The organism is Bradyrhizobium sp. 35, assembly GCF_023073215.1.
In the GTDB taxonomy this organism is placed as follows: Bacteria; Pseudomonadota; Alphaproteobacteria; order Rhizobiales; family Xanthobacteraceae; genus Bradyrhizobium; species Bradyrhizobium canariense_D.
In genome coordinates this window covers 45540-69827 of sequence record NZ_JADPJC010000157.1, presented here as the reverse complement: position 1 = coordinate 69827, position 24288 = coordinate 45540, and the positions used below count along the sequence as shown (strand labels likewise).

At 64.2% G+C, this 24288-nt stretch carries 23 protein-coding genes and 1 pseudogene; 6 read left to right on the top strand and 18 right to left on the bottom strand.

Annotated elements, in window-relative coordinates; genetic code table 11:
• The 8 genes from IVB36_RS32690 to IVB36_RS32655 all read right to left on the bottom strand — a co-directional run bounded on the left by IVB36_RS32690 (position 1) and on the right by IVB36_RS32655 (position 9121).
• Complete coding sequence (locus tag IVB36_RS32690; RefSeq protein ID WP_018458740.1) at positions 1-1011, bottom strand: branched-chain amino acid ABC transporter permease; 1011 nt, start codon at positions 1009-1011, stop codon at positions 1-3.
• A 200-nt stretch (positions 1012-1211) separates the two neighbouring features.
• Positions 1212-2039, bottom strand: a complete 828-nt coding sequence (locus IVB36_RS32685) for an AraC family transcriptional regulator (RefSeq protein ID WP_018458741.1) — start codon at positions 2037-2039, stop codon at positions 1212-1214.
• 130 nt (positions 2040-2169) lie between these two features.
• Entirely contained in the window at positions 2170-3420 is a 1251-nt protein-coding gene (locus IVB36_RS32680) for an ABC transporter substrate-binding protein (RefSeq protein WP_026233649.1), read from the bottom strand.
• A gap of 339 nt (positions 3421-3759) precedes the next feature.
• Positions 3760-4725: an ABC transporter ATP-binding protein gene (locus IVB36_RS32675; protein ID WP_018458743.1), complete on the bottom strand. Its 966-nt coding sequence runs from the start codon at positions 4723-4725 to the stop codon at positions 3760-3762.
• A complete protein-coding gene (locus IVB36_RS32670) occupies positions 4722-5696 on the bottom strand; it encodes an ABC transporter ATP-binding protein (protein ID WP_247394364.1) in 975 nt (324 codons plus the stop codon). Before IVB36_RS32670 ends, IVB36_RS32675 begins: the two co-directional genes overlap by 4 nt.
• 3 nt (positions 5697-5699) lie before the next feature.
• Positions 5700-6545, bottom strand: coding sequence for an ABC transporter permease (locus IVB36_RS32665; RefSeq protein ID WP_240543193.1), 846 nt, complete (start codon positions 6543-6545; stop codon positions 5700-5702).
• A gap of 11 nt (positions 6546-6556) precedes the next feature.
• Positions 6557-7501: an ABC transporter permease gene (locus IVB36_RS32660; protein ID WP_247394362.1), complete on the bottom strand. Its 945-nt coding sequence runs from the start codon at positions 7499-7501 to the stop codon at positions 6557-6559.
• A gap of 78 nt (positions 7502-7579) precedes the next feature.
• Positions 7580-9121, bottom strand: a complete 1542-nt coding sequence (locus IVB36_RS32655) for an ABC transporter substrate-binding protein (RefSeq protein ID WP_026233651.1) — start codon at positions 9119-9121, stop codon at positions 7580-7582.
• A 15-nt stretch (positions 9122-9136) separates the two neighbouring features.
• On the opposite strand from IVB36_RS32655, the gene IVB36_RS32650 reads away from it, so the two are divergent.
• The gene (locus tag IVB36_RS32650; protein ID WP_157643066.1) at positions 9137-9337 is read left to right on the top strand and encodes a hypothetical protein; all 201 of its coding nucleotides are present in this window, start codon (positions 9137-9139) and stop codon (positions 9335-9337) included.
• A gap of 23 nt (positions 9338-9360) precedes the next feature.
• Positions 9361-10317 carry a MurR/RpiR family transcriptional regulator gene (locus IVB36_RS32645; protein ID WP_018458748.1) on the top strand — a complete coding sequence of 319 codons (957 nt, stop codon included), beginning with the start codon at positions 9361-9363 and terminating at the stop codon, positions 10315-10317.
• Positions 10318-10350: 33 nt separating this feature from the next.
• Here IVB36_RS32645 and IVB36_RS32640 read toward each other — a convergent pair whose 3' ends face one another.
• Complete coding sequence (locus IVB36_RS32640) at positions 10351-11718, bottom strand: amidase (RefSeq protein ID WP_018458749.1); 1368 nt, start codon at positions 11716-11718, stop codon at positions 10351-10353.
• A pseudogene (locus IVB36_RS32635) lies at positions 11699-12896 on the bottom strand (MFS transporter). Before IVB36_RS32635 ends, IVB36_RS32640 begins: the two are co-directional and overlap by 20 nt.
• Before the next feature lie 26 nt (positions 12897-12922).
• Between IVB36_RS32635 and IVB36_RS32630 the strand changes: the two are divergent.
• Complete coding sequence (locus IVB36_RS32630) at positions 12923-13258, top strand: hydroxyisourate hydrolase (protein WP_026233653.1); 336 nt, start codon at positions 12923-12925, stop codon at positions 13256-13258.
• Here the strand turns inward: IVB36_RS32630 and IVB36_RS32625 are convergent, their stop codons facing one another.
• Genes IVB36_RS32625 through IVB36_RS32610 form a run of 4 tightly spaced genes read right to left on the bottom strand, consistent with a single transcriptional unit; the run spans position 13259 to position 17126 of the window.
• On the bottom strand, positions 13259-14074 hold the full coding sequence (locus tag IVB36_RS32625) for an ABC transporter permease (RefSeq protein ID WP_018458752.1): 816 nt from the start codon (positions 14072-14074) through the stop codon (positions 13259-13261).
• Positions 14074-14937 carry an ABC transporter permease gene (locus IVB36_RS32620; RefSeq protein WP_026233654.1) on the bottom strand — a complete coding sequence of 288 codons (864 nt, stop codon included), beginning with the start codon at positions 14935-14937 and terminating at the stop codon, positions 14074-14076. Before IVB36_RS32620 ends, IVB36_RS32625 begins: the two co-directional genes overlap by 1 nt.
• Positions 14938-14954: 17 nt before the next feature.
• Positions 14955-16001, bottom strand: a complete 1047-nt coding sequence (locus tag IVB36_RS32615; RefSeq protein WP_007608710.1) for an ABC transporter substrate-binding protein — start codon at positions 15999-16001, stop codon at positions 14955-14957.
• 30 nt (positions 16002-16031) lie between these two features.
• Positions 16032-17126, bottom strand: coding sequence for an ABC transporter ATP-binding protein (locus tag IVB36_RS32610; protein ID WP_018458754.1), 1095 nt, complete (start codon positions 17124-17126; stop codon positions 16032-16034).
• An 88-nt stretch (positions 17127-17214) separates the two neighbouring features.
• Here IVB36_RS32610 and IVB36_RS32605 point away from each other — a divergent pair, with 88 nt between their 5' ends.
• Positions 17215-18606 (top strand): amidase, encoded by a 1392-nt coding sequence (locus IVB36_RS32605; RefSeq protein ID WP_085362426.1) that lies wholly within the window; start codon positions 17215-17217, stop codon positions 18604-18606.
• On the opposite strand, the gene IVB36_RS32600 is transcribed toward IVB36_RS32605, so the two are convergent.
• Both IVB36_RS32600 and IVB36_RS32595 read right to left on the bottom strand, forming a co-directional pair.
• A complete protein-coding gene (locus IVB36_RS32600; RefSeq protein WP_018458756.1) occupies positions 18603-19352 on the bottom strand; it encodes an aspartate/glutamate racemase family protein in 750 nt (249 codons plus the stop codon). The genes IVB36_RS32605 and IVB36_RS32600 overlap by 4 nt on opposite strands.
• A complete protein-coding gene (locus IVB36_RS32595) occupies positions 19349-20065 on the bottom strand; it encodes a GntR family transcriptional regulator (RefSeq protein ID WP_018458757.1) in 717 nt (238 codons plus the stop codon). Before IVB36_RS32595 ends, IVB36_RS32600 begins: the two co-directional genes overlap by 4 nt.
• 206 nt (positions 20066-20271) lie before the next feature.
• On the opposite strand from IVB36_RS32595, the gene IVB36_RS32590 reads away from it, so the two are divergent.
• Positions 20272-21012 (top strand): aspartate/glutamate racemase family protein, encoded by a 741-nt coding sequence (locus IVB36_RS32590; RefSeq protein ID WP_018458758.1) that lies wholly within the window; start codon positions 20272-20274, stop codon positions 21010-21012.
• Positions 21013-21023: 11 nt separating this feature from the next.
• Positions 21024-22433 carry a dihydropyrimidinase gene (gene hydA / locus IVB36_RS32585; protein ID WP_026233655.1) on the top strand — a complete coding sequence of 470 codons (1410 nt, stop codon included), beginning with the start codon at positions 21024-21026 and terminating at the stop codon, positions 22431-22433.
• A 225-nt stretch (positions 22434-22658) separates the two neighbouring features.
• Here the strand turns inward: hydA and IVB36_RS32580 are convergent, their stop codons facing one another.
• Together IVB36_RS32580 and IVB36_RS32575 are read right to left on the bottom strand one after the other, a co-directional pair.
• A complete protein-coding gene (locus IVB36_RS32580; RefSeq protein ID WP_231188681.1) occupies positions 22659-22955 on the bottom strand; it encodes a hypothetical protein in 297 nt (98 codons plus the stop codon).
• 141 nt (positions 22956-23096) lie between these two features.
• Complete coding sequence (locus tag IVB36_RS32575; RefSeq protein ID WP_018458761.1) at positions 23097-24257, bottom strand: iron-containing alcohol dehydrogenase; 1161 nt, start codon at positions 24255-24257, stop codon at positions 23097-23099.
• Between the last annotated feature and the right edge of the window lie 31 nt (positions 24258-24288).

Here is a 24288-nt window from a genome sequence, read left to right as displayed (position 1 = left end):
TCAGCGCCTCGTCAACAGGCCCTGCGGCCGAATTGCCAGCACCAAAACCATGATCAGGAAGGTCACGACGATGGCGTAGGTCGGGATGTAGACCGAGCCGAGCTGTTCGGCGAGGCCGATGATGAGCGCGCCCAGCGCAGCCCCTGGGATCGAGCCCATGCCACCGACGATCACAACGACGAGGGAGGCGAGCAGGAAGCGGATATCCTCGCCGGGTGAGAGCGACTGGAACGTTCCGCCGACAACGCCCGCAACGCCAGCGAGGCCGGCGCCGAGCGCAAACACCACCACGAAAACGAGTTGGATCCGTACTCCGGTCGCAGCCAGGATGTCGCGATCGTCGACCCCGGCGCGGATGATCATGCCGATGCGCGTGCGGTTGAGCGCCAGCCACATCGCCACGCCGATCACGACGGAGGCGACGAAGATCACGAGTCGGACCAGGGGATAGCGGAGATAGACCGGCTCACCTGAGGACTTGACCGCAGTGACCAGCGGCAGCTCCACAGGTCCGATCAGCCAGTTCGGGGTCTGGATCTGATAGAAATCGCCACCGCATGCCCACAGCATCAAATCGGCGAACACGATCGAGAGTCCGATCGTCACCATGGTCTGGCGCAGGTCCTGGCCTTCCATGCGGCGGAAGACGAGGACCTGGAGCAGGACGCCGACCAGTGCCGTCAGGATGAAAGCGACGATGAAGCTGAGGACCCATGAACCGGTCGCGACGCTGATGGCGTAGCCGACATAGCCGCCGAACAAATAGAGCGAGCCGTGCGCGAGGTTGACGTTACGCATTAAGCCGAAGATCAGCGTAAAGCCGCTGGCGACGAGGAAATAGAGACCGCCGAGCGTGATGCCGTTGAAGAGCGCGTTGAGGAAGACCCGCTTGCGGCCGAACGCATCTTCGACGCTCTGCGGCCACACTGCGAAAATTAGCCAAAGTGCTACCGCGATTGCGATGATGACAATCAGTGCCCAGGCGGGATGGCGTTCGACAAAGCGGGTCATGATCGCCGCTCCGTCTTCGCGTCACCCCATCTCTCACCCCGCAAGCGGGGCGGAGGGGCACGCAGACCGTCGCCGGCCGCAAGCCCTGCCATGAACGTGCGCTCCCTATCGCGCGCGATCCTCGTTTCGGGATCGCGTTTGTCGCATCCTAATGCGGCTGTAACGGAGGCGCTTGATCGTGAGTATCTTTTCGCGTGACCTCAGGCGCGCAAAACCTTGGCCGCGCGGCGATAATCGGTCGGCGCCATGCCGACATTGGCAGCGAAGAAGCGGGTGAATCCGCTCTGCGACGAGAAGCCGAGATCGAAGCCGATATCGGCGATCGGCGCTTCGCTCGCCACCAGCGCCTCCAGCGCCTGCTCCATCATCAGCGTGTTGAGATAGAGGTGTGGCGTGACGCCGGTCTGGGTGCGGAAGAGCCGGTAGAAATGCGGCCGGGAAAGGCCAGATTCGCGCGCGATGGTATCGAGCTCGATCTCGGCGCCAGGACTCTCCGACATCATCTTGATGCACTTGCGCACACGAAAATCCGTGACGGAACCGTTTGCGCGCGGATCGCGCGCGGTCACCGCCTGTTGCCAGCTTTCGTCATAACAGATGTCGATCAGGCTTCTCAGCTCGCCATCGAGGCTGTTGAGCGAGGGAGCGCCGCACACGAGGGCGGCTGCGTGCCTGATGTGCTTGTCCAGCGCAACGGACCGCGTGAACTGGGTGCGGCCGAAGCGCAGGCGGTCGGCGCCGGGCGCGTCGGGCGCAAACCACTCCGCATTGACGTAGAGCACGAAGAAAACGGCGCCGCCTTCGAGATCGGACGGCAGGAAATTATGCGGCTCCCACGGATTGACCGCGACGACGGAACCTTCGGTGAGCTCGTAACGTCCGTCACTGACATCGATGCATGCGGAACGCCCGCCGACATGGAAGATCAAATGACCTTCGCGATGTGCGTGGATGTTGAAAGGGCGGTTCAACTGATAGACCGTCGCCCGACCAAAGCGGCCGTGGAAGACGGCGAGCGCCCGGCTCATGCCTCTCCTCCCAAAAGCTCTTGGTATTTTTTGGTAGCGTTCAACAACCGAGGAGAGAATGCAAGGGCGCACGTGTCGCGCTTCTGGCAAATCTCTCCCCGGCCGGTCATCGCTCGCGAATGAGACTAGGTCAGTATTTCTTACATTCCGGTACTGTGCGGCTCGGCAAACCGATTTTGGCGAACACCGCGGGATCGTAGCCCAGCGTTTGGTTGACGTCCGGGATCACCTTCACGACCTTTGAGAACAGCGCGCCCTTGCCGTCGTCGACGACCTCGGTGACAAAGTTGGTGCCGATCGCCTGGCGGTTGGAGTCCAGCTTGATCTTGCCGTTGGGTGCGTCGATCTCGATCTTGGCAAGGGCCTCCTTGTACTTGGCCTGATTGTTGGAGAGATCGCCATTGACCTGGCGGAGCGCCTGGATCAGCGCCATGGTCGAGCCGTAATAGTTGGTGGCGAGCAGCGATGGGCTCGGGAAGCGCTTGTTGGGCGGGAAGGCGTCCTGATAGTCCTTCACGAACTTCTGCCAACTTGGGTTCTCCCAAGTGTCGGCCTGGCCGCTCGCGGCCAGCGTGCCGATCAGGGCATTCTTGGCGTTTCCCTTGGACGACAGGATGGTCTGGTCGATCATGATCGAGCCGCCCATCAGATGCGCCTTGCCGCCGGCCTGCTGGTACTGATTCAGGAAGTTGACGGCGTCGGCGCCGCCGAGGCCGAGATAGATTGCGTCGACGTCGTCGGGCAGTGCGGCGATGACCGAGGCAAAGTCCTTGGTGCCGAGCGGCACCCATTGCCGGTTGGTGACCTGTCCGCCGGCACCGCAGAACTCGAGCACGAGGCCGAACACCTGCGTATAGATGAAGGAGTAGTCTTCGCCGACGGTCGCGATCTTGCGATACTTCTTTTCGTCATAAGCATATTTGCCGAGGCCCACCTGCCACTGCGCACCGTCCATGTTGTAGCGGAAAAAGTTCGGAGCCGGATCGACATAGGTCGTTTCCTGGGCCCCGGAGGCGGCGTTGATGAAGGTCAGTTCGGGATGGGTCTTTGCAAAATTTTTGACCGCGATGCCTTCGTCACCAGAGAGCGGCGACAGCAGGATCTGTACCTTGTCCTGCTCGATCAGCTTGCGCACGGCTCGCACGGCGGAGTCCGGCGTCGCGTCGGTCGAGGCGATGACAAATTCGAGTTCCTTGTCGCCGACCTTCTTGCCGAGGACGTTGAGGGCCGTCTGGAAGCCGCGGATGCCGTCCTCGCCGAGTACGGTGTAGGTGCCTTCGAGCGTCGCGGTGACGCCGACCTTGATCTTCTCCTGTGCGAAGGCGGTGCCCGAAAGTAACAGGCTGCTCAACGCGATCAGTCCTAGACTGCCTTTCAACATTGCTCTCCTCCCTGGGCGTTCTTGTCACTGTTTTTCACCGCGCCTTGACGCGCCCGCCGCGCGGTGCGGCGTTCGGACAAGGCTAACGGTGCTTGAAACGGAGGCTAACCGAACTCCGATGCAGCGCACGTGCTGGAGCCGTGCGCGGCTTAACGGGCAGTCTCATTTTGAATGTTGCGTCGCGATTAACATCGCGGTGCAACAGGCGTCAGGCTTCCCGATTTGCACCCGCCAGCCGCATGGCGGCCGCGGACTGCCGCCGCTTGAATTGGATCGCTCGAATAGAGGAGAAATCAATCGTAGGCGTTGCGTCATTTCGCGGCGCGCGGCACTCGCTGGTTATACGTTGTGGCAGGCGATCGTCCGACCGTCCGCACCGACAAATCGAAGTTGTGGCACATCGACGAGACAGCGATCGCTGGCCATAGGGCAGCGGGGCGCATATGCACAGCCGTGCGGTCGCGTGAAGAGGCTTGGCGGTTCACCCATTTCGATCGCGCCCTGGATCCGTTTCGATGGATCGGGCTTCGGAATTGCCGCCACCAACGCGCGCGTATAGGGATGGAGCGGATGATCCAGGACCGTCCGCGTCCCGGCCTGCTCCACGATGCGGCCCATATACATGACAGCAACGCGGCTGCTGATCTGCCCGATCACGCCAAGGTCGTGCGAGATGAAGAGCATCGACAGTCTCAATTGGTCACGCAGATCCATCATCAGATTGAGCACTTGGGCCTGCACGGACACGTCGAGGGCCGAGACCGGCTCGTCGGCGACGATGATGCACGGCGTGGGAAGAATGGCGCGTGCGATTCCGACCCGTTGCCGTTGCCCGCCACTCAGTTCGTAGGGGTAGCGAGCGGCGAAAGACGGGTTCAACCCGACGGCCGTCAAGGTGGCAGCTATGGCCGCGCTGCGCTCGGCGCGGTTCTTGAAGAAGCCGCTGATGTCGGCCGCCTCCGCCACCGAATCTCCAATTGCGCGCCGCGGGTTGAGCGATGCATTGGGGTCCTGGAAAACCATCCGGACGCTCAGACGCATCTCGCGGAGGCCGGAGCCGCGGGCTCCGATCATTTCGGTTCCCTTCAAATTGAAGTTGCCGCTGTCGGGCTGGACCAGCCCGACGAGGGCTCGGCCCAGCGTGGTCTTGCCGCAGCCGGACTCGCCCACGATCCCGAGGACCTCGCCTTCGGCCAGCGACAGCGATACACCATCCACCGCCTGCACCCGGTATTTCCGACCGGCCCGCCTGGCACTGAACGAGACCATCATGTCCCGGACCTCGAGGATTACATTGCCGCTCATGGCAGCTCTCCGCCGGCCAGCGGAAACGCGCAGAGCACCTCGTGCCCTTGGGAAGCCTCCAGGCGGGGCGGGGTCGCCACGCGGCACTCATCGCGCACCGCTGCGCAACGCAAGGCAAACACGCAGCCAGCGGCGACCGAACCTGGCAGCGGCGGCTGACCAGAAATGGTCGGCAGCCGGCGCGCGCCGGAATTTCGCGACGGCATGCAATCCATCAGTCCGCGGGTGTAATGATGACGGGGTGCGCCGAACAGCGCATCGACTGAAGCGGTTTCCACGATCTGGCCGGCGTACATGACAGCGACACGATCGGCGAGCTGCGCAATGACTCCCATGTCGTGAGTGATGAACAATATCGCCATATCGAGCCGATTGCAGAGCTCGCGCAAGAGCCCGAGAATCTGAACCTGTATGGTGACATCCAGCGCAGTGGTCGGTTCGTCGGCGACCAGCACCTGTGGCCTGCAGGCCAGCGCAATCGCGATCATGACCCGCTGGCGTTGGCCTCCGGACAACTGATGGGGATACGCGGACAGCTGCATTTTGGGGTCCGGCATACGTACCAGTTCGAGCAGTTCGCGCGCACGGACCAGCGCCGCTGCGCCCGAAATTCCCTCATGCACGCGTACGGCTTCGGCGATCTGATCGCCGATCCGACGAACAGGGTTCAGTGAGGTCATCGGCTCCTGAAAGATCATTGCCATGCGGCCGTGGCCCGCTTCGACACGTTGCCAGGGCTGCAGCTGCGTTACGTCGCAGCCCTCCAACAGGACGCGCCCGGCCCGGACTCGGGGACCGGGCTGCGGCAGCAATCCCATGACCGCAAGCGAGGTCATGCTCTTTCCGCAGCCGGACTCGCCGACGAGGCCGAGGATTTCGCTCTTGGCCAAGCCGAAGGACACGCCCGCGACGATGTCGACCGGCGCGGTTTCCGGCCCCACTGACACCGTAAGGTCGCAAACTGTCAGCACGGCCTAACCCTTCTCACCAAAGACTTGACGGAACCGCGGATCGAGTCGATCGCGCAATGCATCGCCGACCAGGTTCAGAGAAAATGCCGTCGCCACGATCATCATGCCCGGGAAGAAGAGCAGCCACGGCGCGCGGGTGATGAAGGTCCGTGACTCCGCCAGCATATTGCCCCAGCTCGGAATGTCCGGAGGGGCGCCGAGGCCCAGGAAATCGAGTGAAGCCGCGCCGAGCTGCGCGAACGCGAAGACGAAGCTGGCCTGCACGAGAAGTGGCGAGACCAGGTTCGGCAAGATGTGCCGACTGATGAGCCATGCCGCTCCGGCGCCCATGCTGCGGGACGCCTCGACATAGGTTTCCGCGCGCAAGCGCAGCGTCAGTCCGTAGACGATGCGGGTCGTCGTCGTCATGTAGCCGATCCCAATGGCCAGAATGACGGTGGCCACACTCGGGCTCAAGATGACAATCAGGCCAAGTGCGAGAAGCAGAGTCGGGAAGGCCATCAGCACGTCGACCATGCGCATCAGCAGGTGACCCAGCCGCGGGAACAGTGCGGAAAGTACGCCGGCCGGAACGCCTGTCGCGAGAGCGAAGACGACCACGCCCGAGCCGATCAAAAGTGCCATGCGTGCTGAATGAATGGTGCGCGACAGGGTATCCCGGCCGAATTGGTCGGTGCCGAACCAGTGGGTCATGTTCGGGGGCGTCAGGCGGATCAGGGGATCGATGGCATACGGATCGTAAGGCGACAGCCAGGGTGCGAAGACCGCGGCGAGCACAGTCGCCAGAAGGACGCCGAGCCCGGCCAGCGCGATCGGGCGGGCGATGAACGGCTTGAGCCACAATGTCACGCTGTTGCTGCTCATTGAAGTTCAACCCGCGGATCGAGCAGACGATAGCTCAGATCGACGATCAGATTGATCAGGAGATAAACCACCACGATGACCAGGATGACGCCCTGGATCACAGGGTAGTCTCGGCGAAGGATCGACTGAACGACGAGGCGGCCGATGCCGGGCAGGGCAAACACGGTTTCGGTCACCACCGCCTCGGACAGCAGCGCGGCGAAGGTGAAGCCGAAGGCCGAGACGACCGCCAGGAGTGCATTGCGCCAGATGTGGCGGCGCACGACCTGCCACGGCCGGATTCCCTTTGCCCGCGCCGTGCGCACGTAGTCCTCCCGGGAGACGTCGAGCATGCTGGCGCGCGTCAGCCGCAGGATCAAAGCAGCATTCGGAGCCGCAAGCGCCAGGCTGGGGAGGACGAGATAGCGGAGATTGACGACACCGCCTTCGAAGATCGACGGATAGCCGGAGCTCGGAAACCAGCCGAGCCACGCGGCGAAGATCAGGATCAGATAGAGCCCGACCCAGAACGTGGGTATCGAGGCCATCAGCATCGCCCCACCGGACAATCCCTGATCGAGCCACGTGCCGTGCCGGACCGCCGCAATCATTCCGATCGGCACGCCGATGACGGCAACCCAGATCATCGTGATGGTGGCGAGCAAGGTGCTGGTCTCGGCGCCATCGGCAATCATCGACAGCACGGGCGCCTGGAAGAAGATCGACCGCCCGAGGTCGCCCTCGAGCACATGGCCGGCCCAAGTGAGATATTGCAGGATGATCGGCTGGTCGAGACCGAGCTGGTGTCGCAAGGCGTCGATCTGGTCGGGAGTCGCGGTATCACCGAGCAAAACATAGATCGGGTCACCCGGCACGATATGGATGAACGCGAAGATGATGATGGACGCTGCCAGCAGCGTCACCGCCGTCGTTCCTGCGCGCTTGAATGCGTAAGACCACATGTGATTGGGCGCCTGTCAGCGGCAACGATGCGCGCCGGCGCCGGCGCTCGACAGTCCTCGCGGCCTCATTGCCCGTCCTTATTTCGTGGACACATTCCAGAACACCGGACCGTTTGGGTTGAGCCCCTTGAGCTTGGGAGAAGCAATGTCGTAGGTGTAGGCATCGCCTACTTTCATCACCGGTACCTGCTCATAGATCAGCGACTGGATCTTGTCCCATGTCGACTTGCGCGCGGCTGGATCGGTCGTGTTGATCAACTCGGCCCGAAGCGAGCCGATCTCGGGGCTGTCCCACCAGCCGGGATAACTCGCATTCAGGAACGTGAGCAGCAGCGGGTCCGGCGCGAAGGAATGGTGCGTGACGAAGATGTCCCACTGTTCCGGCTGGCCGCGCATCTTCAGAAGGGTCGCCCAATCGACGACCATCATCTGAACATTGATTCCGGCGTCGGCCAGCTGACGGGTGAAGACGGAGGCTTCGTCATAGTGTGCCTGATAGTTCGTCGAGACCAGCAGGCGGATCGGCGTCCCCGTGTAGTCCGCCTCCTTTGCGAGCTCCTTGGCCTTCTTCGGATCGTGCGCACTATAATTTGAGGCGCCTTCCGTCGAGTACCAGGGGGTGCCATTGGGAAAGATCGATCCTTCGGCATTCCACAGGTCTTTGGGACCGAAGGCGACGCGCAGCGCCTGCGACTTGTCCAGCGCGGTCTGGATGGCGCGGCGGAGCTTGTAATTGTCCTTCAGGATTCCCTGCTTCGAGTTCATGAAGAAAAGGCCGAAGATCGGCGCGTTGGTACGCTGCACCTGGACCGATGGATCTTTGCTCAGGGACTCGTACAGATCGCCGGAGATCATTTCCGCATAGTCGTAGTCACCCGCCTGCACGCCGCTCACGCGCGTGCCGACGTCAGGCACCGGAATGAACCGGATCTTGTCGAAGCTCGCAACGCGGGCGCCGGCGAAGCCGTCACCCTTTTCCTTCACCGGCTTGTAGCCCTCGAACCTCTCCACCTCGACATAGCGGTTCGGCCGCCACTCCACGAACTTGTAGGGCCCGGTGCCGATATAGTCCTTCTGCTCGATCGGCCGGTTCCCCGCTTTGGCGGCTATGTCTTCCGGATAGATCGCAAGACCGCCATTGACGTCCGCAATGAGAGCCTTCCAGGCGCCGTTCGGCGCGGACAATTTCAGCGTGACTTCATACTTTCCGGTCGCCTCGACCGACGTAGCCGCCGCCATCAGGAGCTTGCCGCGTGCACCGAAACTGCCCCATCGCGTCATCGAGGCGACTACGTCCTTGGCGGTCATCTCCTTGCCGTTGTGGAAGAGGACTCCTTCGCGGAGCTTGATGACGATGGTCCGACCGCCGTCTTCCGTGCGATCGCTCTCGGCCAGCATCGGACGCGGCGTATAGGTCGAGTCTAGCGCATACAGGGTCTCGAAGATGTGGCGGCCGATGACCGATGCGACGTCGGCGGTCGTCAGCATGACATCGAGCGGCGGCGGTTCTCCGATGGTGGCTTCGCGTAGCAGGGTGGCGGCATTGGCCTGCGCAATCAAAAATGACGCGGTGGCCAGCCCCACGACGCCACGCATCAAGACACTTGGACCGTATCTCATGATCGCCCTCCCGCCTTGTTGAGCCGCCTGCTTCCCGGTGCAGGGATGTGCCTTTCAGCTGTTGGGCTGACGGCACGCTATTGCTTGTTTGAAAGTTACATACACAATTTGGCAATTATCAAGCAGAAAATGCTGTTATTGATGTGGCATGCCGATATACGTTTGGTCGATGCTGAAGGTTTCTTACGGCAGCTTCTTGCCAAGGGCGCAGGTTGATCTGACCTGGGAAAGGGCGGGCAATGGCGCGTGCAAAGCGAAATCACCCGGCGAGAGCCGTTGGTGCAGCAATCTCGAAGCCGCCCGGCGACGACAATGTCGTGGCCGGCGACATCATCTCCCTCATCAGGCAGAGCGCTCTAAGCCTCAGCCCGTCCGAGCAACGCGTTGCCACGGTGCTGCTGGCCGATATGGAGTTTGCCGTTCACGCCAGCAATTCCGAGTTGGCCCGTCGGGCGCGCGTCAGCGAGCCGACGGTAACCCGGTTCAGCCGCTCCGTCGGTTGCCGGGGCGTCCGCGACCTCAAGGTGAGGCTGGCTCAAGCAATGGCGGTCGGGCGGATTTACGTTGAGCTTCCCCCGCATGTCGGGACCGATCTGGCGCGCCCCGCGCTCTGGCGGTCGGTGTTTCAGGAAATTCGCCGTGCAATTGCCGCTGCCGAGGAGGGACTTCGCAAGGAGGACATCGAGCGGGCTGCCGAAGCTATCTCCCGCTGTTCGAAGCTTGCAGCGTTCGGGGTGGGGGGCGGTTCCACTCTTGCGGCGGCGGAGGTTCAGAACCGGTTCTTTCGTCTTGGGATTGCCGTCTCGCATGCCTCCGATCCGAGCTTGATGCGCATGATTGCCGCGACCTTCGGACGGGATGATGTCGTCGTTGCCATCTCGACCACCGGTGCAGCCAACGAGGTGATCGAGGCAGCCAGTATCGCCAAGCAATACGGCGCCTTGGTCATCGCAATTACCAAGCCGCAAAGCAGGCTGGCCTCGATCGCCGATATTGCGCTTGGCGTACACGTGCCCGAGGCGCCCGACGCGCTCAAGCCGACGGCGTCGCGCTATGCATTTCTCGCCACCATCGATCTGCTTGCGGCGTCAACTGCCTATTGCAAACCGCTCGAAGCCCAGGCGCGCATGCGGCGGATCAAATACGAGTTGCTGAAGGGGAGCGACGGGGACGCCAAAGGGCCGCTGGGAGACTGAGCGGGCAATTAGCCCACCGCCCGCCTCTCGGGATTATGTTCGCAATATGGCCTCGATCTCTTGCGCTGCTTCAAGCAGCGTGCGGTCTTGTCCGCGCGCGGCGATGACCTGAAGGCCGAATGGAAGTTCGCACCGATCCGTTCCGCACGGCAGCGAAATCGCCGGCAGACGAGCATGATTGACAAAGGGCGTTAACGCCGCGTGCGCGCGCGGGCTCGCCGCGCGGCCACCGATCATGTCGGGTCCGAGCTGGGTGAATGGCCAGGCGACACAGGGAACGGTTGGCGCCAGCAGCAGATCAACCTCGGTGAAGAATGCCGCGAAAGCATTGGCGATTGCGGCGCTTGCCAGCAGCGCACCGGCAACGTCGGCGCCCGACCACGACAGCCCTCGCTCGATCTGTCTGGCGATGTCAGGATCGAACACGGTCGGATCCTCGCGGAAGGCATCTCGATAGAGTGCGGCGAGGCCGGCCTGCTGAAGCGGCATGATAGCCTCTTCCGTCGCGCCCGCCGGCCAGACGGGATCGCGCTGCGCGATGCTGAGGCCAGCGGCGGAGAGACGCGCGATGGCGAAAGCGAGCCCTTCAGCGACAACATCGTCGACGGCGACGTCGAGCCCAAGGCGCGGCGAGAACGCGATGCGCAGACCGGCGATGTTTTTGGCCTCTTGAGCGATGCCGGCTGAATCCGGATCGCGCGGATCGACGCCGGCCATGGCCTCGAACGCCAGCGCGATATCGGCAACGTCAGTGGCGATCGGCGCGATGACGGAGAGGCCGAAAAACGGTTCGGCGAAGCCTGGCCCATAGGGGATCGCGCCATAGGACGGTTTGAACCCCGCGACGCCGACATGGGCCGGCGGCCTGCGGCTCGAGCCGCCCGCATCGGTGCCGATCGCTAGCGGCACGAGGCCGGCCGCAACCGCCGTGGCAGGGCCGCCCGACGAGCCGCCGGGCGTCAACGTGGGATCCAGCGGATGCCGCGTTGGCCCATACAGCGGCGAGGTGGTCACGCCCTTGCAGGCGAATTCCGACGTTGCGCCGATGCCGACGACGACGGCGCCGGCCTTGCGCAGCTGCTCGATCGCAATCGCATCCTGCGGCGCGACGAATTCGGCGAACAGGCGCGAGCCCTGTGTCACACGCCAGTCACGGACCCAGATGTTGTCCTTGACGACGACGGGGACACCGGCGAGCGGCATCGTCTCGCCGGCACGCAGGCGATCATCGACCGCTGCGGCGTCGGCAAGCGTACGCGCAGGAGCGGTCGTCACCACTGCGTTCAGCGCCTTGGCGGCCTCGATGCGCGCAAGCGCGGCCTTGGCGGTCTCGACCGCACTCGTTCGTCCGGCGGAGACGTCGGCCGCAATCTCGCACGCGCTACTTCTTCCCTTTGTCATGGCCTCCCCAGACCAGTGCCAATGTGCCGCAGAGGGCGAGGCAAGCCAAGGCGAAGAAGGCGGCACCGAGACTGGCTGCGCTGTCCAGGAAGGACACCAGCGCCGGTGCTGCCAAGAGGCCGGCGTAGGATGCGGTCAGCACCGCGCCGGTGGTTTCGCCAATCCTGTCCTGCGGGGCGAGGCGTGCGATCTCGGCGACGAAGACACCGTTCCACCCGGAGGCCGTCAGGCCGAACAGAGTTGCAATCGCGAACTGGCCGGTCCGCCCGAGCGATACGCCATCGAGACCCAGCAGCGCGGCGCAGAACGTCATACCGAGGCCGATGACGACGAGAACTCCGCGCGAGGCATTGAGGCGCGTTGCGACGAAGCCCCAGCCGAGCCGGCCGATCAGGCCGCCGGCCTGGGCGCAAGCAAGCGCCATGCCGGCCTCGACATGGCTGAGGCCGAGCTCGCGGGTGCCGAGCGTGACGAAGACCGTATTGAGCGACACCTGCATCGCGCTGAAGGGCATCGAGGCCAGCGCCAGCATTGCGATGCGCCGGTCCGCGATCACCAGTGCCAGCCGCGTGCGAAGGCTAAGCTCCGGCAGTGGCACGACCTTGACGGCGTAGGCGGGCCGCAGGCGCTCGAACCACGCTATCGCCAGCAGCGCACAGGCGCCCACGGCGGCATAGCACCAGGCGGGCCCGAGCGAGATTGCGATCGCGGGCAGAACCAGCGAGCCGCAGACGGCGCCGATCTGGTTTCCGGTCTGGCGAACCGAGAACACGAACGCGCGCCGCTCGGCCGTCACGAGCCGCGCCAGCAGCACCGCGCTTGCGGGCGTCTCCGGTCCGAAGGCGAGGCCAAGACAGAGGCCGGCTGCGAGCAGGGCCGCCGTCGAGCCGAGCGAAGCCAGCGCCATGCTGGCGATGATCGCCGCCGCGCAGAGGCTCGCGATCCGCATCGAGCCCAGGCGGGCGATGAAGCCGCCGCCCCAGAACGAGGCGGGAATGCCGACCGCGAACACGGCGCAGGAGAACATCGAGAGCTGCCAGACCTCGATATGGGCGCGCGGTGCCACCACGCCCGGCGCGAACAGAGCCAGAGCCACCAGCGCCTGCAATGAGGGTCGTGGCGCCAAGCGCGGGCAGCAATGCGGGCGCTGGTCGAACGGCCGTGTTTGCGTCTACCATGGTGCAGCGCTCTCGGGGGGAACATTGTGGCAGGTGGCATTTCCATTCACGCGGTCGATGTGGCGAGCGGACGCCCGGCGCAGGGTCTGCGCGTCGAGATCTGGCGGATCGATCCGGACTCGCTGCGCGTCGCCGACGGACGGCTTGGTGTCAACGGCGTGCTCGATCATCCCGTTGCGCAGGGGGCGGGCGTGACGGCGGGCGAGTATGAGGTCCTGTTTCATCTCGGCGAGTTCTTTGGCGAGCGCGACGGGTTTCTCACGGTGACGCCGTTCCGCTTTCGCATCAAGAATGTTGACGAGCATTTTCACCTGCCGCTGAAATTCACGCGCTGGGGCTATTCGCTGTTCCGCGGCGCCTGATCAGTTGGTCAGCCGCCGCGATAACCCCGTGACGCGCTCCATAATCGCGACCAACGCGACGGTTGCAATGATCAGCACGCCCGACAGCGCGGCGATGGTGACGTCGAGCTTGCCCTCGAGGTCCTGCCACATCCGGATCGGCAGCATGTCGGTGGCGGCATCACGCAGGAACAGCGACACCGGCACGTTGTCGAAGGACGACATGAAGGCGATGAAGGCGCCCGCGATGATGCCCGGCCGGATCAGCGGCAGCACGATGCGCCGGAACGTGTAGATGCGGCCGGCGCCCAGCACGGCCGAGCTCTCCAGCAGGGTCGGCTCCAGCTGGGCAAGCGCCGCAATCGTATTGCGCACGACATAGGGCACGCAGACCACGGTGTGGCCGATTACCAGCGTCAACGGCGACACCGGCAGGCCGACCAGCGAGAACAGCATCAACGCGGCAAGGCCAAAGGCCAGCGCCGGCAGAACCAGCGGCGACATGAAGAGGGAATCGAGCAGCCGCGCCGACAGCGTCGGTGAGCGCGAGATCGCGAGCGCGGCGGCAACGCCGAGCACCACGGACAGGCCCGTCGCCCACAGTGCCACGATGAGGCTGTTCTTGGCTGCGAAGTGCAGCTGCCAGGCGTTCCACAATTCGGCGTACCAGCGCAGCGAATAGCCCGGCGGCGGAAAACGCAGCGAGAAGCCGCTGGTGAACGAGACGATCAGCACCACCAGCGACGGCGCGATGATGATGATCAGCGCAATCGCGGCGATCAGGCTCATGACCAGCTCGAAACTGAACGCCTCCAGGGTGCGCTTGCGCCCGCTCATCACGCACCTCCATAGCCGCGCGACAGGCGGCCGAGCGTGGTGAAGACGGAGACGACCGCGAGCACCGCGAGCAAAAAGATGATCGAGATTGCGGAGGCAAACGGCCAGTTCTGCAGGGTCGAAGCCTGCTGGTAAAGATACATCGGCATGAACAGCATCTGTCCGCCGCCGATCAGCGACTGGGTGATGAAGGCCGTGATCGCGGCGGCATAGGTCAGCGTGCAGCCGGCGATCACGCCGGGCAGCGACAGCGGCAGCACGATCCGGAAGAACGTGCGCCAGCTTCCAGCGCCGAGCGAGCAGGAGGCGTCGTCGAGATTGGAATCGATCCGGCCGAGCGCGGTGATCAGCGGCAGCGTCATCAGCGGCATCTGCACCTGCGCCAGCGCGAGGACGACGCCGAACTGGGTGTAGAGCAGTTTCAGGGGCGTCTCGATGATGCCGAGCGATTGCAGCGTCGCGTTGATGATGCCCTGGCGGCCCAGGATGACGATCCAGGCGAAGGTACGGACCACGACGCTGGTCAAAAGCGGCAGCAGCACGATCAGGATGATGATGGTCTGAAGCCGCGGCCCGACCCGCTGGTAAAGCCAGGCGATGGGAAAGCCGAGCACGAGGCAGACGGCCGTCACCTCGGCCCCAAGCAGCAGCGTCGAGCCGAGCACGCTGAGGCTGAAGGGATCGGTGAGGAAGTGCAGATACTGGCCGAGTCCCCAATGGAGCGCGGCCGTGTCGTTGTGCAACGAGAGCCACAGTAATTGCAGCAGCGGCGCCACTAAGAACACTAGGAAGAACAGCGCCAGCGGCGCTGCCAATCCCATCCCGTAGGACGTGACGTCTCGTGATGCCGGTGCTGTGCCCATCATGAGTCCTTGAAGCTCTAGATCTTGATCTCGCGGTTGAAACGCTCGATCCAGGCCGAGCGCTGCTCGTTGATCTTCTTCCAGTCCTGGAACACGAATTTCTGCTTCAGCTCGGCCGTGTCCTTGGCGAGCACGCGCGCGATCTCGCCGCCCATCGCCACCTTGGAATTGGTCGGCACGATCAGGTAGGGCGGGTTCATCAGCGTGGTCTGCACTTCCGGGGTCAACGACGCCTCGATCAGCTTGAAGGCGAGCTCGCGGTTGGGCGAGTTCTTGACGATGTGGATCGTGGTCTTGAAGGCGATGGCACCTTCCTTCGGGGCCACGAACTCGACCGGCACGCCGCGCGCTTTCAGGATCTGGATGGCGTTGAAATTGCCGGGCGAGATATCGATCTGGCCCTGCTGGAACAGGGTGGCGAGCGCGCCGGGATTGGCGGCGACCGCGGCGAGGTTGGGCTTCAGCTCCTCGATCGCCTTGAAGCCGGGATCGACATTGGCTTCCGAACCGCCGCGCATCTTGGCGATCTCGACCAGCCAGCCGGTGCCGAGCGTCGAGTTAAGGTTGGTGATGCCAACGCGGCCCTTGAACTCGGGCTTCCACAGATCGGCCCAGGAGGTCGGCGGCGTCTTGACGGCTTCCGGATTGTAGGTGAGGCCGACGACCTGAAAGAAGGGGGCAGGGCCCATCGGCTCCTGGGCCTCGGCGATCAGGTCCTTGTAATAGGCGCTCTTCTCGACGGGGTATGGCTCGACCAGATCCTGGCCGATTGCGACCAGGGCCGGGCCGGGATCGTGCAGCATGACGTCAATCGGCGGATTGGCCTTGGCGGCGTTCACCTTGGCGATCTGGTCGACCGAGAGCATGGGGTCGAGCACCATCGCGGCATCGGCGTTCGCCTTGCGAAAGGCCGGCACCAGCACGGCCTTGTGCGCCTCCTCCCAGCTTCCGGTGAAGGTCGCAAACACCAGCGGGCGGGCCTGGGCGTAGCTCAGTCCGGGAAACGCCTTCATGGCGCCGAGTGTGAGTGCGGTCGTCATCAGGCTTCGGCGGTTCATGATCATGGTCGAACTCCCTCTGGACAAAAACTGAATTCAAAGCGTTGCAGGAAAAGCGTTTGCGAGCGACGGGGCGAGCGGCGCGAGGCGCACCGCGGCGCCGCTCTCCAGGGTGCGCGTCTCGCCGATGCGCGCCTGGGAGATCTTGACGCCGGAGCCGTCCGCGGTGGTGACCTCGTGGACGACGGTGGCTCCTAACGGCAGCGACATGCCGACCACGCCGGCAAAGCCGGTCTCGTCGCCAACGAATTGCAGATGCTCGGGGCGTATGCACACGGTGACGCGGCCGCCCTCGGTGAGAGCGCCGCCGGCGGGACGCGCAATGATTTCCGCGCCGGCATCGAGGCGGACTTTTGCGGCCGTGCGGTCTGCCGAGACGACCACGCCGGGCATGCGGTTGCTGGCGCCGACGAACGTGTTGACGAACAGGGTCTGCGGCCGGTCGTAGACGTCCGACGGCGACCCGAACTGCTCGAGCTTGCCGTGGCTCAGGACGGCGACGCGGTCGGCCATCGACAGCGCTTCTTCCTGGTCGTGGGTCACGATCAGCGTGGTGATGCCGGAGACGCGCTGGAGCCGCTTGACCTCGATCTGCATGTCGAGCCGCAGATTCTTGTCGAGCGCGGCAAAGGGCTCGTCGAGCAACAGGATTGACGGCTTGATCGCGAGCGCGCGGGCCAGCGCGACGCGCTGCTGCTGGCCGCCGGAGAGCTGCCGTGGCAACCGTTCCGACATGGTCGGCAGCTGCACCAGATCCAGCAAGCGCTGTGCTTCGCGCTGGCGGGTCGCCTTGTCGATCCCGCGCGCGGCAAGCCCATAAGCGACGTTCTCGCTGATGCTGAGATGGGGGAATAGTGCGTAGTTCTGGAACACGATGCCGACCGCGCGGCGGTTCGGCGGTAGCGCGTCGACGATGTCGTCGCCGATGATGATCCGCCCCTGCGTCTGCGCGATGAAGCCGGCGATGATGCGCAGCAGGGTAGTCTTGCCGCAGCCGGAGGGGCCGAGCAGGGCGATGATCTCGCCCCCTTTGATGTTGAGATTGATGTTCTCGACCGCGAGCGCGCCGCTCGGATAGCGGTGGGTGACGGCGTCGACCACGAGCGATCGGCCGCCTTGCGCTTCAGCCATGGTGTTGCCTCCCGTTGCCCCGGAGTAGAAAGCAAGTCTCATGCCCGCACCGGTCGCTTTTCGCCGCGAGGTTTGGCATGGTGGGGTGATGACGTCGGATCGATCGGTTTGCGACCTCACTGCCACGGCCCTCGCACGCGCCCTCGCGAAGGGCGAACTCTCCTCGCGCGACGCGGTCGAGGCGCATCTGGCGCGGATCGCGAGTCTTGATAGCCAATTGGCGGCCTTCGTGACTGTCGATGCGGAGGGGGCCCGCCGTGCCGCTGATATCTGCGACGCCGCGCCAACGCGGGTCGGCCCGCTGCATGGGGTGCCCATAGGGATCAAGGACCTCACCGACACTGCGGGGGTTGCGACCACGTACGGATCGGCTCTGTTCCGCGATCATATTCCGGCCGAAGACGATCTCGTGGTCGCGCGATTGCGGCGCGCTGGCGCGATCATTCTGGGAAAGACCAACACACCCGAATTCGGCTTCGGCGCGGTCTGTACCAACAAATTGTGCGGGCCGACGCGCAATCCGTTCGATCCGGTACTGACTTCGGGTGGATCTTCCGGTGGCTCCGCGGTTGCGGTCGCGGCCGGCATGGTGCCGTTGGCCCATGGCACCGATTTCGGTGGCTCCGTGCGCACGCCCGCAAGTTTTTGCGACGTCGCCTCGATCCGGCCGACGCCCGGTCGCATCCCGGCGCCGCATCGCCCCCTCGGCTGGGACATGCTCGCCACCCACGGTTTTCTCGCCCGCGGCGTCGACGATCTCGAGCTTGCGCTGTCGATCTGTGGGGGAGGCGATGTGCACGACCCACTCTCGATCGGTGTCGTCAATGAGGATCGGCCGGTTGCAGTGCGTCCCCGGATCGCAGCGACGCCCGATTTCGGGATCGCGGCCGTCGCGCGCGATGTCCGTGCACGTTTCGCCGCGGCCTGCGAGGCGCTCGGAGCCGTGGCCGATGTGGTGCCGTCCGCGCCCGATTGCGGCGGTGCGATCGAGGCATTTCGGACGCTGCGCGCCGCGCACATCGCCAACGGCTATGGCGAGCTGCTGAAGTCGCGCCGCGCCGAGCTGACGCCCACCGTGATCTGGAATATCGAGGCGGGCGCAAAGCTCTCCGCGGAGGACTATCTCAATGCCGAGCGTCGCCGCACCGCGATCTATCGCAGCTTTCGCGAGCTGTTCAGCCGCGCCGATTTCCTGGTAGCGCCGGCGGCGTCCGTTTTGCCCTGGCCGAATGAGATCAGCGACGTCACCACGATCGATGGCGCGGCGCTGGAGACGCCGATCGATTATCTCGCCGTCACCTTCATCGTGTCGCTGGTCGGTTTCCCGGTGCTGACCCTGCCGGCCCCCCGAGCGGAGAACGAGCTGCCGTTCGGTATCCAGATCATTGCACCGCCGGGATGCGAATCCCGCCTGTTTGCCTTCGGCCGTACGATTGAGAACAAGCTTGGTTTTTCGCATCGCTGGCCGCAGCTCCCCTAGTTATCGCGATGCTCGAGCCGGGCGGCGAGCGCATCGGCAAGACCAAGGGTGGGTTTGGCGGCGGGCCGGCGGTACGTGCCTGCGGTTGCCTTGCGCAGGCGAAGCGCGACCAGGGCCTCGGCCTGCTTCACCGACGCGATGACTTGATCGACGACTGGGACGGGGATCCGGTCGGCCACGCGCTCGGCGAGGCCCGAGAGCGGCGCACCTGCAAAAATCAAGACGTCCGCGTCGTCCTCCACGATCGCGCGCCTGGCGAGATCGACCAGCACATCCTCCTTCTCGGTGCCGACCTCGGAGATCGCCTGGAACGGCGTATCGAGCATGCGGATGCCGGCGCAGCGCTCCCACAGCCCGTGGGCGCGGACGCATTCCTCGTACCAGGGGCCGAGCGCCTGGGCGAAGGTGACGATGGCGAAACGCCGTCCGGCCATGCAGGCGGTCAGCATCGCCGCTTCCGCCATGCCGACCACGGGAATGTCGAAGGTTTCGCGCGCGGCGAACAGGCCGGGGTCGCCGAAGGCGGCGATGATCGCGGCGTCGACCTTGCGATGCTGCCCGGCCAGCATCTCCAGCGCAATGGCACCGCCGATCTGTGCCTCGGTGCGTGTCGAGATATAGGGCACGCCGCGGGTCGCGGTGCAGGGGATCAGCTCGGTCCCGGGCGCAGCCGCGCGCTGCCCGACATCCGTCATCAACTGGGTGACTGCGGTGCTGGTGTTCGGGTTGAGCAGCAGCAGCTTCATGATTGCGCCGCCGTCTGCTTGGCTTGAGAGGCCGCGATGACTTCGAGCAGCGCCGTGCCGGTGCGCCGAACATGGGCGCCGAGCAGGCGTCCTGCGGTTTCGCTATCGCGCGCCTCGAGCGCGGCAAGGACGCCGGCGTGCTCGTCGACCGAATTGCTCCAGCGCCGGTCGGCGCCGAGCGCGAGGTAACGCGCGCGCTCGGCGCGGGAGATTAGCGTCACGTGCGCCTCGCGCAGCGGCGTGTTGCGCGCCATGCGGACGATGGTGTCGTGGATCTCGCCGTTGATGGCGAAGTACTCGTCGAGCTTGCCGTTGCGATGATGACCTTCCATGCGGGTCTGAAGCGTGCGCAGGCGGGCGAGATCGCGCTCGGTGGCGCGCTCGGCGGCGAGCTCGGCGGCCAGCCGCTCGATGCCGGCCAGCGCCTCGAACAATTCCGAGATGCCGTCGACGGCGAGGTCGGCGATGCGCGGGCTGCGGTTGGGGCGGAGCTCAATCAATCCCTCGGCCGCGAGCACTTTCATCGCCTCGCGCAGCGGAGTGCGCGATACGCCCAGCTCCTTCGACAGCCTGGTTTCCTGGGTCTGCGATCCCGGCGGCAGCTCGCCGCGAATGATCATCGTCCGCATCCGCGCGGCGGCGCGCTCATGCAGGCCCATCCGTTTGAGTTTGGGCGACTTTCGGCCCGGGTTGGGTTCGGATTTTTGCGGCACGCCGGCCTTCCTGCTGACGTGCGATCGTAGCTAATTTCCTTCACGTGAGGTGCCCAAATAGAAGACGTATGTGGCTCAAAACACGTGCATATCGAATAAATTGTATGCAGCATGCAGATTGCGGGTTGCGTGGACCGATGCGGACGCGGATGATCCTTTTGAGGAAGCGGAGGAGCGCTTTCGCCGCAACGGAGCGACTGCGATCGATGTCAATTGTGCGCAAACGCCTCGGCATGATCACGCCGTCCTCCAATTCGGTGCTGGAGCCCGTCACCAGTGCGATGCTCGCCGGCGTGGCCGATGTCACCGCGCATTTCTCGCGTTTCCGCGTCACCGAGATCGCACTCGACGCCGCCGCGCTGAACCAGTTCGACGCCTCGGTGATGCTGCCTGCGGCGGACCTGCTGGCCGATGCGAAGGTCGATGCCATCGCCTGGAACGGTACGTCCGCAAGCTGGCTCGGCATCGGCAGAGACCGGAGCCTTTGCGAGGCAATCACGGTGCGCACCGGCGTGCCGGCGACGACCTCCACGCTCGCCTGCATCGATGCCGCTCGCGCGCTCGGCGCCAAACGTGTCGGCCTGGTCTCGCCCTATACCGACGACGTGCAGCGGCGGATCGGTCACGTCTGGGCCGAGGAGGGGATCGCCCCGCACGCGGAGCGGCACCTCGGACTGCGCGACAATTTCTCTTTCGGCGAGGTCGCGCCTGCGACGATTGCTGGCATGATCCGCGCTGTGGCGGCTGACGGCGCCGATGCTGTCGTCATCCTCTGCACCAACCTCGACGGCGCCGCGCTGGCGGCTTCGCTCGAACGGGAATTGAATGTCGCGGTGGTCGATTCGGTAGCGGTCACGCTGTGGCGAACCCTGGAGCTCGCCGGCGGCGATGCCGGGGCTCTTGCCGACTGGGGGCGGATCTTCCAGACATCGACGGTCATCAAGTGATGGAGACTCCTGTGACGCAGCTCGATCTTGCTATTCGCGGCGGCACCATCGTGACGGCCAGCGACGAGTTCCGCGCCGATATCGGCATTCGCGACGGCCGCATCGTCAGCATTGCTGATCATCTCGAAGGCGCAGCGCGCGAGATCGACGCGACCGGGCTGCTGGCCCTGCCGGGCGGGATCGACAGCCATGTCCACATCTCGCAGGCCTCCGGCCCCGACGTGGTGATGGCCGACGACTTCGCCTCAGCGACCCGTTCGGCAGCCGCCGGCGGCAACACCATGGTGCTGCCGTTCGCGCTGCAGCAGAAGGGCACGTCGCTGCGGACCTGCGTCGAGAACTACCGCAAGCTTGCCGAAGGCGAGTGCTATATCGACACGGCGTTCCATCTCATCATCTCCGATCCGACCGCGGTCGTGCTCGGGCAGGAGCTGCCGGCCCTGGTCAAGGACGGCTACACCTCGTTCAAGGTGTTCATGACCTATGACGACCTCGTGCTCAGTGACAAGCAGCTGCTCGAGGTCTTCGAGGTCGCGCGCCGCGAGGAGGCGCTGGTGATGGTCCATTGCGAGGGTTACGACGCCATCCGTTTCCTGACCTCCAAGCTGGAACGCGAGGGCCATATCGCGCCCTATTATCACGGCGTGTCGCGGCCACAGGCGGTCGAGCGCGAAGCCACGCATCGCGCCATCAGTCATGCCGAGGTGATCGGCGTTCCCATCATGATCGTGCACGTCTCCGGGCGCGAGGCGATGGAGCAGGTGCGCTGGGCTCAGCAGCGCGGATTGCCTGTTCATGCCGAGACCTGCCCGCAATACATTACGCTGACGGCTGACGACATGAAGGGTCTGAACATGGACATGTCAGGCGCGAAATATGTCTGCTCGCCGCCGCCGCGCGACGCGGAAAGCCAGCAGGCGATCTGGGAAGGCATCACCACGGGCGTGTTCCAGACTTTCTCGTCCGATCACTGCCCGTTCCGTTACGACGATCCCAGGGGCAAGCTGACGCCGAACGGCCGCACCTCGTTCCGCTGGGTGCCGAACGGCATTCCAGGTGTCGAGACCCGGCTGCCGATTCTGTTCTCCGAAGGCGTGTCGAAGGGACGGATCAGCCTGCAAAAATTCGTCGAGCTGACCGCGACCAACCATGCGCGCATCTACGGCCTCTATCCGCGCAAGGGCTCGATCGGCGTCGGCTTCGATGCGGATATCGTGCTCTGGGATCCCAAATTGAAGAAGCCTATTCGGCAGGCCGATCTGCATCACGGTTCGGACTACACGCCATGGGAAGGGTTCGACGTCACCGGATGGCCGGTAACGACGATCGCCCGTGGCCGGGTGGTGTACGAACACGGCAGGATCGTCGGCGACAAAGGCGCAGGCGACATTCTCAGCCGCGGCAGGTCGAGCCTGATCTGATCGGACTCAACGCGTTGCTGCTCAGCTATGGCGCCCGTGCGCGCGGCGCGACGGCCGTCTCAAGTCCACAGATCATGCCGGTCATATGTTCGTATCCAGCCTTCGCATGCGGCAAAACGAATCTAATCAATTCGGACAAGGTTGTCAGGCCGTCCCCCATAAGGCGACGTCCTTGACACGATTCTCGAAGCTGCCTGGTGGCGTCGTCCGACCTGTGCCGGGCGCTCAGCCGTGCGGAATGAAGCCGTTCAACGAAGCGTCATGGCGCAGATGTTCGACCAGCCCGGCGGCATCGCGGCCGCCATTGCGCTTGGGATCCTTCATTTGCGCGCAGATCTCGGCGCCGCTTTTTCCGAACCGGATGAAGTCAACGGGAGCGAGTTGCCAGTCGATGCCGGCGCGGGGCGGAGCGGGAGCCGGTTCGTTTACTTGCGTCGAAGTCATGTGACAGGTTGAGCAAGGGATCGCCTCCTTGTCTTTACGGCTTTCTCCACCGTGGATGTTCATGCCAGCGGGCAGCATCCGCGCTCTCCTGCATGAACAGTTGATAGACGGTTGCCGGCGCGTCGCCGGCCCTACTTGCCGGCGTGGGCGCGGAGCTGATGTCATGGCTGGATTCTCCCGCACGTCAATTTGGGCAAGTATCAGTTCATTCGGATTTGGCTAGGCGGCCATTCGCAACAGATCGACGATGTCGGCTTCGCTTTTAAAAGGCCGCGGATTGGCCTGCACGAAGCGATGATTGATCGCAATCTTGCTGATCTGCTCGAAATTGTCTTCGCCGATCCCGACGTCGGCAAGGCGACCGGGTAGTCCAAGTCTCCTGGTGAATTCTGCGAAGGCGGCTGCCGCTTCCATGCCCGGCTCGCCAAGAGCCGCTGCTAAGCGCGTTTGCGCATCCTCTGTGAACGCCTTGTTGTAGCGAAGTAGGCTCGGCATGATGACCGGTGTGCAATAATAGTGTGGTACGCCGAAGGTCCCGCCAAGCACGTGGCCGATGCCGTGACTGGCTCCCATCGGGACCCGCGCCTGGAGGCCGAAAGCGGCGAGCCACGCGCCATATTGAGACAGTCGACGCGCCTCCAGATCATCGGGTTGCTGCAAGGTCCGTTGCATTCCCTCCCGAAGCGTGCGGATGCCGGCCAGGACCACCTCGTCGCTAAGCGGCGTGCCGGCGGGTGAGCACAATGCTTCGATGCCGTGGTCCATCGAGCGCGTTCCCGATCCCATCCAGAGCTTCGAGGGCGTATGGACGGTAAGGGCAGGGTCGAGAATGATCGCCACCGGCATCATCAGAGAATGGAAGAAGATCTGCTTCAGCCTGCTGCGTTCATCGGTGACGAGCGCTGCTGCATTGTATTCGCCGCCGTTCAGCGTGGATGGCACCGCGATCTGTCGAACCTTTGGCGATCGGAACGGAGAGACGGTGACGCCCGGGCCCATGGGAAATGGATCGAAACCCGCTTCGTCACGGATGTCATGTTCCATCGCCATGATGACGATCTTGGCGAGATCGATCGCCGAGCCTCCCCCGACGGCGACCACCAGGTCGGCTCCGGCGTCTTTGGCTTGACGGGCAACCTCGGCAGCTTGCTTGCGCGTGGTGTGCTCTGCAATTCCATCGAAGGTCGCGACATGTCTTTCGCCGAGCGCACGCCGGATCTTCTCGATCTCGTCGGTCTTGGTATTCAAGGTGCGGCTGACGATCAGGAAGACGCGCTTGGCATCCAGCCGCACCGCTTCATCGTTCAAGGCCTCAGACGCAGCTTTGCCGTAAACGACACGGTCGATCGCCGGAAAATTGTGTATCCCTGCTTTGCGCATTTGCGTTCTCCCTGTGAGTTATCAAGCACCG

What these genes read in the sequence shown, in the direction of transcription:
- IVB36_RS32690 (WP_018458740.1), bottom strand. Translation starts at nt 1,011, where the DNA reads ATGACCCGCTTTGTCGAACGCCATCCCGCCTGGGCACTGATTGTCATC.
- IVB36_RS32685 (WP_018458741.1), bottom strand. Translation starts at nt 2,039, where the DNA reads ATGAGCCGGGCGCTCGCCGTCTTCCACGGCCGCTTTGGTCGGGCGACG.
- IVB36_RS32680 (WP_026233649.1), bottom strand. Translation starts at nt 3,420, where the DNA reads ATGTTGAAAGGCAGTCTAGGACTGATCGCGTTGAGCAGCCTGTTACTT.
- IVB36_RS32675 (WP_018458743.1), bottom strand. Translation starts at nt 4,725, where the DNA reads ATGAGCGGCAATGTAATCCTCGAGGTCCGGGACATGATGGTCTCGTTC.
- IVB36_RS32660 (WP_247394362.1), bottom strand. Translation starts at nt 7,501, where the DNA reads ATGTGGTCTTACGCATTCAAGCGCGCAGGAACGACGGCGGTGACGCTG.
- IVB36_RS32655 (WP_026233651.1), bottom strand. Translation starts at nt 9,121, where the DNA reads ATGAGATACGGTCCAAGTGTCTTGATGCGTGGCGTCGTGGGGCTGGCC.
- IVB36_RS32645 (WP_018458748.1), top strand. Translation starts at nt 9,361, where the DNA reads ATGGCGCGTGCAAAGCGAAATCACCCGGCGAGAGCCGTTGGTGCAGCA.
- IVB36_RS32640 (WP_018458749.1), bottom strand. Translation starts at nt 11,718, where the DNA reads ATGACAAAGGGAAGAAGTAGCGCGTGCGAGATTGCGGCCGACGTCTCC.
- IVB36_RS32625 (WP_018458752.1), bottom strand. Translation starts at nt 14,074, where the DNA reads ATGAGCGGGCGCAAGCGCACCCTGGAGGCGTTCAGTTTCGAGCTGGTC.
- IVB36_RS32620 (WP_026233654.1), bottom strand. Translation starts at nt 14,937, where the DNA reads ATGGGCACAGCACCGGCATCACGAGACGTCACGTCCTACGGGATGGGA.
- IVB36_RS32615 (WP_007608710.1), bottom strand. Translation starts at nt 16,001, where the DNA reads ATGATCATGAACCGCCGAAGCCTGATGACGACCGCACTCACACTCGGC.
- IVB36_RS32610 (WP_018458754.1), bottom strand. Translation starts at nt 17,126, where the DNA reads ATGGCTGAAGCGCAAGGCGGCCGATCGCTCGTGGTCGACGCCGTCACC.
- IVB36_RS32605 (WP_085362426.1), top strand. Translation starts at nt 17,215, where the DNA reads ATGACGTCGGATCGATCGGTTTGCGACCTCACTGCCACGGCCCTCGCA.
- IVB36_RS32600 (WP_018458756.1), bottom strand. Translation starts at nt 19,352, where the DNA reads ATGAAGCTGCTGCTGCTCAACCCGAACACCAGCACCGCAGTCACCCAG.
- IVB36_RS32590 (WP_018458758.1), top strand. Translation starts at nt 20,272, where the DNA reads ATGTCAATTGTGCGCAAACGCCTCGGCATGATCACGCCGTCCTCCAAT.
- IVB36_RS32580 (WP_231188681.1), bottom strand. Translation starts at nt 22,955, where the DNA reads ATGCTGCCCGCTGGCATGAACATCCACGGTGGAGAAAGCCGTAAAGAC.
- IVB36_RS32575 (WP_018458761.1), bottom strand. Translation starts at nt 24,257, where the DNA reads ATGCGCAAAGCAGGGATACACAATTTTCCGGCGATCGACCGTGTCGTT.